Consider the following 8,074-nt stretch of genomic DNA (forward strand, 5'->3'; position numbering starts at 1 on the left):
CGCACCCGGCAGACCCGCGAGACCGGGCAGACCGTCCGGCGGCGCCAGCAGCGTCGGCGCGGGCTCCACCATCGGCGGAAGCGACGGCGGCACCGGAGTCCCCGGCACCGGCGTCCCCGGACCACCCGGACCCGGACCACCCGGCGCACCCGGCAGACCCGCGAGACCCGGCCGGGCGCCCTCGGGCAGCAGCATGGTGGCCGCCTCGGAACCGGCCCGCGGCGGCTCGCCGGACAGCCCGGCGCCGTTGGTGCGCAGCCCGTCGGGCAGCAGGACGGTCGCCTCCTCGACGCCCGCGCCGTACGCGGGCGGACCGGCCGGCTCCTCGTGGCCGGGCGGCGGGGCGAGCATGGTCGGCGCGTCCCCGGCGGGGCGCTCGGAGACCGGCGGTGTGGTCAGCACGGCGGGCCCGGGCGTGTCGGCGCGCCCGAACCGGACCCCCGCGGCCGGCGGCCCGGCGGGTGCCGGATCGAGCGGCGGGGCGGGCGGGGCCGGCGGCTGAACNTGAACGGCCGGCTCGGCCGGAGCGGCGGGTTCGGCGTCGGCCGCCGGCACCCCGGCCACCGGCACACCCGAGGCCGGCGTCCCGGCGGACGCCGGTGCGCCCAGCCGCTCCGCCTCGGCGGCGAGCGCCGCCTCCCCGGCCTCCTGCAGCCACTGCGGCGGGCTCAGCAGGAAGGACGTCGCCTCCACCGGGCCCGGCGCGGGCCGGGCCGCCCCGGCCGGATTGGCCGCGACCGGCCGCCCGTACGTCTCCTCGTACTGCCGGACCACCTCGTTGACGGGCAGCGCGGGCCAGAGGGTGCTCGCGCCGGAGTCCCGGGCGATCACCAACCGGGCCTCACCCTCGGCCTCGGTCCCGCCCTCGGCGGACTGCACCGCCCAGCAGACGAAGCCCAGGTCGAACTCCCGGACCCGCACCTCGCGCTGCAGCTCCCGGGACACCCCGCCGTTGATCCACTCCTCGGCGAGCTCCTGCGCCTGCGCGTACGTCACCACGCCCGGTTCACCCCTGTCCCCATCGTCCCCGCTCGTTCCACACCGTCGACGACCGGCCGGTCCGTCTCCCGGCCCGTCCTGCGCTCCACCGCGAACGCCACGTCAGCCCACCGGAACGGCCCGGGCGAACCCGCCGTTCACCATCAGCTCGGCGACCGTCTCCAGCTCCGGCGGGCTCCCGGCCAGCCGCAGCAGGAAGGCGTCGAAGTCGTCCCCGCAGGGCAGCAGCAGCCGCTCGACCCGCTCCTCGGGGGACTCCGGGGCACCGGTGTCGCGGGCATCGTCGTAGAGGCAGAGCCAGACCGAACCGATCCGGTCGCCGCGCACCTTCAGCGCCAGGATGCCGCCCTGGGCGTAGGCGATGCCCAGGTAGTCCTTGGTGAAGTGGTCCCGCAGGCACTTGTTGGCGTAGACGACGTCCTCGGTGCCGTACTCCTCGGTGAGGGTCAGGAACGGCTGGTCGACCAGCAGCCCGAAGTCCGGGTCGAGCGCCACCCCGGCGGGGACGCGGCCGCCGCCGAGCTTGAGGAAGGTCCGGTAGGCGCCGGGCAACCGGTACCCCAACCGCTGCTCGGCCCGCTGCACGAGGTCCTCGGGGACGCCGATCGGGTCGCTGCCGTCCAGGGCGAGCGGGAAGTGCACCGCCCGCTTCTCCTGCAGCGGGCGGGTGCCGCGCCGGCTGTGGTCGGCGGAGGAGGTGGCCAGTCCGCCGTGGTGCCGCAGCAGCGCCTTGACCTCGACCGGGACGAGCTCCATCCGCCGCCAGCCGGGCGCGGCCCGGCCGACCACGTGGTGCCAGGTCCAGCCGGGCGGGGTGGCGACGGCGGTGTCCAGGTCGGCCCAGAGCGGGTGGCCCTGGGTGAACAGCGCGGCGTTGGCCGAGACGTAGTCGGTCAGCCGCAGCTCGTCGACGCCGAAACCGGCCGGCGGGTCGGCGACCTCGGCCGCCGCGGCGGCGTACGGGCCGAAGTCCGGGTGGCCGTGCTCGTCCACCCTGACCCCGGCGGGGTGCCGCTCGGCGCGGACCGGATCCGGGAACTGCACCACCTGACCTGCGTACGCCGCGTTCGGTGCGGCGGCGACGCCGGGCCGACCTGTCGTCATCTGGGAGCCCCCACTGGCTGCTGCAAAATCTCGGTGCGCTTGTTGGGAACCAGCGTAGGGGGTGCGCCTGCGGCCCGGCCCCCCGCCCGGTGGGACCGGCCCCGGACCGGCACCGACCGGACACGGGACGGCCACCGGCAGGGCACGGGGCGGCCACCGGCGGGGCGGGAAAACGGGCAGGGGCCGGCGGCTCAGGCCGCCAGTGCCTTGGCCAGCGCCTCCACCACCCGCTCCTGCTGCGCGGCGGTGATCTGCGGGAACAGCGGCAGGGTCAGCAGCTCCGCCGCCGCCCGCTCGGCGACCGGGAACGCCCCCTCGCCGTGGCCGAGGTACCGGAAGGCCGGCTGCAGGTGGACCGGCACCGGGTAGTGCACGCCCGCCCCGATCCCGGCCGCGTTCAGCGCCGCGAGCAGCGCGTCCCGGCGCGCGCCGCCCGCACCGACCCGGACCGCGTACAGGTGCCAGACGTGCTCGTTGCCGGGCGCGGTGCGCGGCGGGGTGATGCCGTCCAGACCGGCCAGCAGCCCGTCGTAGCGGGCGGCGGCGGCCCGGCGGGCCTCGTTCCAGGCGGGCAGCCGGCGCAGCTTGGCGCGCAGCACGACGGCCTGGAGCGCGTCCATCCGGGAGTTGAAGCCGAACCGCTCGTGGATGTACTTGCGGGCCGAGCCGTGGTCCCCGATCAGCCGGACGGCGGCGGCCAGGTCGTCGTCGTCGGTCACCACGGCCCCCGCGTCGCCGTAGGCGCCGAGGTTCTTGCCGGGGTAGAAGCTGGTGGCGGAGATCCGGCCGTGGCGGGCGCGGCCGTCCTGCCGGGCGCCCTGGGACTGCGCGGCGTCCTCCACCACCGGACGGTCGCCGGCCAGGTCGAGCAGTGCGGCCATCGGGGCGAGCTGGCCGTTGAGGTGGACCGGCAGCAGCGCGACCGCGTCCGCCAGCACCTCGGCGACCCGGGCCGGGTCGATCAGCAGGTGGTCGGGGTCGGCGTCGACCAGGACCGGGCGCAGACCGGCCCGCCGGACGGCCTCCGCGGTGGCGACGAAGGTGTTGGCGGGCAGCACCACGCCGCCGCCGGGCGGCAGGTCCAGGGCGCGCAGGGCCAGTTCGAGGGCGTCGGTGCCGTTGGCCGCTCCGACGCAGTGCCGGGCGTCGGAGAAGGCCGCGTACTCCTCCTCGAAGCCGGCCACCTCCGGCCCCTTGATGTAGCCGCCGCTCGCGAGCACCCGGTCGAAGCCGGCCCTGACCTCCGCCTCGATCTCGGCGTGCGCGGCGGCGAGGTCGACGAGCGGAACGGGCTGGTCGGTGGTCATCCTGTGGTCTCCCTGGGCCGGTCGGAACCTGTCTGTACGGAACCTGCGAGCAGCGGAACGGACGGACGAGCAGCGGAGCGGACGGACGGAGGAACGGACGGAGCAGAGGAACAGAGGAGCAGAGGGCTCAGCCGAGCGCGGACCGCAGGGCGGCCACCACCCGGTCCTGCTGCTCCTCGGTCAGCGCGTGGTGCAGCGGCAGAATCAGCGAACGCCGGGTGAGCAGCTCGGTGGCGGGCAGCGGGACCCGGGCCGTCCCCTTGTACGGGGCCTCCAGATGGGCGGCCATGATGCCGCGCCGGGCGGAGACACCGGCCTCGGCGAGCCGGACCAGCAGCTCGGCCCGGTCGGGGGCACCGTCCGGCGGCAGCACCCAGCAGGACTGGTAGTTGGTGGTGCCGTGCGGCGGGTCGTCGACCAGCCGCACGCCGGTGCCGGCGAGCAGCTCCCGGTAGCGGGCGGCGAGTTCGCGCCGGCGGGCGACCATGGCGGGCAGCTTGCGCAGCTGCACCAGGCCGATGGCGGCCTGGATGTCGGTCATCCGGTAGTTGAAGCCGATCTCGTCGTAGGTCTCCAGCACGCTCGCACCGCCGGCCCCCGCGTGCCGGTCGGCCGCCGAGACGCTCATCCCGTGCTCGCGCAACCGTCGCAGCCGGGCCGCGAGTTCGCCGTCCCGGCAGGTGACCATGCCGCCCTCGCCGGTGGTGAGCAGCTTGCGCGGGTGGAAGGAGTACGCGGCGAGTTCGGCGCCCGCGCCGACGGGGCGGCCCCGGTACACGGAGCCGGCCCCGCAGGCGGCGTCCTCGACAACGGTGACGCCGTGCGGCCCGACGGCGGCCCGGATGCCGTCCAGGTCGACCGGCACCCCGCCCTGGTCGACCGCGATCACCGCCCTGGTCCGCCCGGTGAGCAGCGGTTCGACGGTGGCGGCGGTGAGGTTGCCGGTGGCCGGGTCGACGTCCGCGAACACCGGTACCGCGCCCGCGTAGGTGACGGCGTTGGCGGTGGCGACGAAGGAGAGCGAGGGGACGACCACCTCGTCCCCCGGGCCGACGCCCGCGCCGATCAGCGCCAGGTGCAGCGCGGTGGTGCAGGAGGAGACCGCGACGGCGTGCTCGACGCCGAGGTGCTCGGCGAAGGCCCGCTCGAAGGCGGCGACCCGGGGGCCCTGGGCCACCCAGCCGGAGCGGACCGCCTCGGCGGCGGCCTCGGCCTCCTCCTCGCCGAGCCAGGGGATCATGACGGGGATGCTGGACACAGGCGTGCTCCGAACGTGGCGCGGACGTGATCGGTGGACGGGTCGCCCGGCCGGGCACGGACACCCGGCCGGGCGCGGACGCGAGCAGGCGGCAAACGCGAGCAGAGGGCGGGACCCCGACGGGTGCGGGCCCGCAGCGGGACCGGAACGGCTACTGCTCGCGCCACCAGGCGACCAGCCGGCGCAGACCCTCGTCGAGGCCCAGTTCGGGCTTCCAGCCGAGGTCGCGCTCGGCGGCGCCGATGTCCGCGAGCCGCCGCACCACGCCGCCGGCCGTCCCCCGGGCCGGGCCGTGCTCGACGTCCAGGTCGGTCCGGTCCATGGCGGTGAGCAGGGCGTCGGCCAGGCCCCGCAGCGAGACCTCGCTGGCGCTGGCGATGTTGTAGACCCGGTCGGTGACGGGCGCGGCGGCGGCCAGCAGGTTGGCCCGGGCGATGTCCTCGGTGTAGACGAAGTCCATCGTCTGGGTCCCGTCGCCGAAGATCAGCGGCGGCTGTCCGGCGGCGATCCGCTCCATCCAGCGGATGAACACCTCGGTGTAGCGGCCGTGCACGTCCATCCGGGGCCCGTACACGTTGAAGTAGCGCAGCGCGACGTAGTCCAGGCCGGACATGGCGTGGAAGGAGCGCAGCAGGCCCTCGTTGAAGACCTTGGCCGCCCCGTACAGGGTGTCGTTGTTGTACGGGTGGTGGTTCTCGGGCGTCGGGAAGACCTCGGCGAGGCCGTAGACGGAGGCGGTGGACGAGGCGATCACCTTGCCGACGCCGACCTCGGCGGCGGCCTCGACCACGTCGAAGGTGCCGTCCACCATGATCTCCAGGGCGAGCCGGGGCTCGGTGGCGCACTGGGTGATCCGGATCGCGGCCAGGTGGAAGAGCAGGTCGGTGCCCGGGTCGAGGAGTTCGCGCAGCAGGGCCCGGTCGCGGATGTCGCCGTCCACCACCCGCAGCTGCCCGGGGGCGGCGATCTCGCGGGCGTAGGCGAGGTTGGCCTGCCGGCCCCGGACGAAGTTGTCGAGCACGACCACCTCGCGGGCGCCGCCCTCGATCAGCTGGTCCACCACGGTGGAGCCGATGGTGCCGGCCCCGCCGGTCACCAGGCAGCGGGAGCCCTCGATCTGTACAGCGTTCACCGCGTGGCGGCCCTTTCCTGAGCTTCGGACATGGCGGACGTGCCGGGCCGGTCGTGCCCGGCGGACGGTTCGGGGCCGGCGGACCGGTCGTGCCCGGCGGACAGCTCGCGCGACTCGGACAGCTCACCCGGCTCGGACAGCTCGTGCGGCTCGGACAGCTCGGAGTCGAGGCCGACACCCACCGGGACGGTGGCGCCGCCGAGTTCGAGGCTGAGCGAGGCCGCCTCCAGCAGCTGGAGCACCCGCAGTCCGGACCGGCCGTCGGTGAGCGGGGCCCGGCCCTCGGTGATGGCGGCGGCGAACTCGGCCATCACATTGCGCAGCGCCTCCTGCTCGACCAGGGCGGGGGCGACCATGGAGCCGACCCGGTAGGAGATCAGGGCCTGGTGGCGGATCGCGTCGGTCAGTTCGTCCGGCGGGGTGAGGTCCACGCCCCGGTCGTGGACCGCCAGCCGGGCCTGCGGGTTGAGGTCGTCCCAGACCAGGGTGCGCCGCGAGCCGCCGATCATGGTGGTGCGGACCTTGGTCGGCGAGAGCCAGTTGACGTGGCAGTGCGCCAGCGCGCCGTTGCTCAGCCGGACGGTCAGGTAGGCGACGCAGGCCCGGCCGGCGCCGATCGGGTCGGCGCCCTGGGCGGAGACGCCGACCGGCTCGACGCCCGGCGGCAGGACGAAGTCCAGGATCGACAGATCGTGCGGGGCGAGGTCCCAGAGCACGTCGACGTCCGGCTGGACCAGCCCGAGGTTGATCCGCACCGAGTCGAAGAACTGGACGTCGCCGATCTCCCCGCCGTGCACGAGCTCGCGGATCCGGCGCACCACCGGGGTGTAGCAGAAGGTGTGGTCGCACATCAGCACCAGCCCGCGCTCCTCGGCGAGCGCCACCAGTTCGGCGGCCTCCGCGGCGGAGGTGGTGATCGGCTTCTCCACCAGGACGTGCTTGCCGGCCTCCAGCGCCGCCCTGACCAGCCGGTAGTGCGCGGCGGCCGGAGTGGCGACCGCGACCGCGGCGACCCGCTCGTCGGCCAGTACCTCCTCGAAGGAGGTGGTGGACCGGACGGTGCTGTACTCGCCGAGCACCCGGCGGGACTTCGCCGGGTCCAGGTCGCAGAGCCAGTGCAGGCGCAGCGCCGGCGTCTGCTGCGCGTTGCGGACCAGGTTCGGGCCCCAGTAGCCGGCCCCGACCACCGCGATCCCGATCCGGTGCTCCGGTGCGGGCTGCGGCGGCGCGCCGGGTGTGGGTACGTGCTCGCCGGGCGCCTCGTTGGCGGCTTCCGTGTCAGTCATCGCAAGACCCCCCTTGCTGTGTGGAGCCGGGCGCCGGCCCACGGGCGCACGGCCCGGGCCCCCCAGCCCCCTCCGACCACAACGACCATGGCAGGCAAAGGAGTTGCCACTTCCACCGGCGACCCCGACCGGACCGCCCGTCCCCTCGGCCCGCCTGCTGGAACGCTACCGGCCGCCACAGTCGCCCGGGGGCGGATTCGGGAAACCCGGGGACGAGTCGTGACGATGCCGTGCGGATCCGGCCAACGTCGCGTGACCGTCCACCGCCAGGCCCCCCGGACCGGGTCCGACCGGCCGTGCCCCGCACCCCGGTTGTGCGGTTGTCAGTGTCGTTTGACAGGCTGACCCCTGTCGGCCCCTGCACCACGCGGAGGGCGAGCGGGAGAACGTACGGGAACGCCGGCGGGAAGACGAGGAGGAGAACGACGCCATGAGCACGGGGCAACCGGCCGGACCGCCACTACTGCGCCACCACCGCGACAGCCTGCTGCCCGCCGTCGCCGCCGCGCTGTCGCTGAAGGGCGGCGAGGTGCACACCCTGGCCGGCGCCAAGTCGGACCGCAGCCCCGTCCTGCACCCGCTGGTCGGCGAGTTCCTCGGCGCGCTGCCGCTGGAGCAGCGCGAGCGCTTCACCGGGCGCTGCCCCGAGGCAGTGCTGCTCTCCCAGTACCTGGCCGCGGTGGACGGCCGGCGCTCCAAGCGCGCGGCCCGCAAGCCGATGAGCCTGCACGAGGCCCGCAAGGCGCTCAAGGGCGCCCGGCTGACCACGGTCCGGATCCGTGAGGAGCACGATCCGGCCCACGGCACCCACGCTCCGCCGTGCCGCTCCTGCGCACCGCTGCTGGAGCACTTCACCGTCCAGAGCGTCGCGGTCGGCCCGGCCGCCGCCGGCTGACCCGCCGGCCGCCGCGCCCGGCCCGTGCCGACCGCCCGGCGCGCCGACCGGCCCCCGTCCCCGAACCACCGGAGCCCGTCCTGAATCCGCCCA

At 75.5% G+C, this 8,074-nt stretch carries 6 protein-coding genes and 1 pseudogene; 1 reads left to right on the forward strand and 6 read right to left on the reverse strand.

Annotated elements, in window-relative coordinates:
• The 6 genes and pseudogenes from VR45_RS47600 to VR45_RS37850 form a co-directional block, all read right to left on the reverse strand.
• Positions 1 to 999, reverse strand: a pseudogene (locus tag VR45_RS47600) (hypothetical protein); the annotation flags it as partial.
• 102 nt (positions 1,000 to 1,101) lie between these two features.
• Positions 1,102 to 2,103 (reverse strand): SMI1/KNR4 family protein, encoded by a 1,002-nt coding sequence (locus VR45_RS37830; protein WP_045944483.1) that lies wholly within the window; start codon positions 2,101 to 2,103, stop codon positions 1,102 to 1,104.
• A gap of 191 nt (positions 2,104 to 2,294) precedes the next feature.
• Positions 2,295 to 3,410, reverse strand: a complete 1,116-nt coding sequence (locus VR45_RS37835; protein WP_045944484.1) for a DegT/DnrJ/EryC1/StrS family aminotransferase — start codon at positions 3,408 to 3,410, stop codon at positions 2,295 to 2,297.
• A gap of 127 nt (positions 3,411 to 3,537) precedes the next feature.
• The gene (locus VR45_RS37840; protein WP_234326562.1) at positions 3,538 to 4,668 is read right to left on the reverse strand and encodes a DegT/DnrJ/EryC1/StrS family aminotransferase; all 1,131 of its coding nucleotides are present in this window, start codon (positions 4,666 to 4,668) and stop codon (positions 3,538 to 3,540) included.
• A 151-nt stretch (positions 4,669 to 4,819) separates the two neighbouring features.
• Positions 4,820 to 5,800 (reverse strand): NAD-dependent epimerase/dehydratase family protein, encoded by a 981-nt coding sequence (locus VR45_RS37845; protein WP_045944485.1) that lies wholly within the window; start codon positions 5,798 to 5,800, stop codon positions 4,820 to 4,822.
• Complete coding sequence (locus VR45_RS37850) at positions 5,797 to 7,086, reverse strand: Gfo/Idh/MocA family oxidoreductase (protein ID WP_078897384.1); 1,290 nt, start codon at positions 7,084 to 7,086, stop codon at positions 5,797 to 5,799. The genes VR45_RS37845 and VR45_RS37850 overlap by 4 nt, the downstream gene beginning before the upstream one ends.
• A 430-nt stretch (positions 7,087 to 7,516) precedes the next feature.
• Between VR45_RS37850 and VR45_RS37855 the strand changes: the two genes are divergently transcribed.
• Positions 7,517 to 7,981, forward strand: a complete 465-nt coding sequence (locus VR45_RS37855) for a YwqJ-related putative deaminase (RefSeq protein WP_045944486.1) — start codon at positions 7,517 to 7,519, stop codon at positions 7,979 to 7,981.
• Positions 7,982 to 8,074 lie beyond the last annotated feature (93 nt).

The sequence above is a fragment of the Streptomyces sp. NRRL S-495 genome, from assembly GCF_000966955.1.
Classification (GTDB): Bacteria; Actinomycetota; Actinomycetes; order Streptomycetales; family Streptomycetaceae; genus Kitasatospora; species Kitasatospora purpeofusca.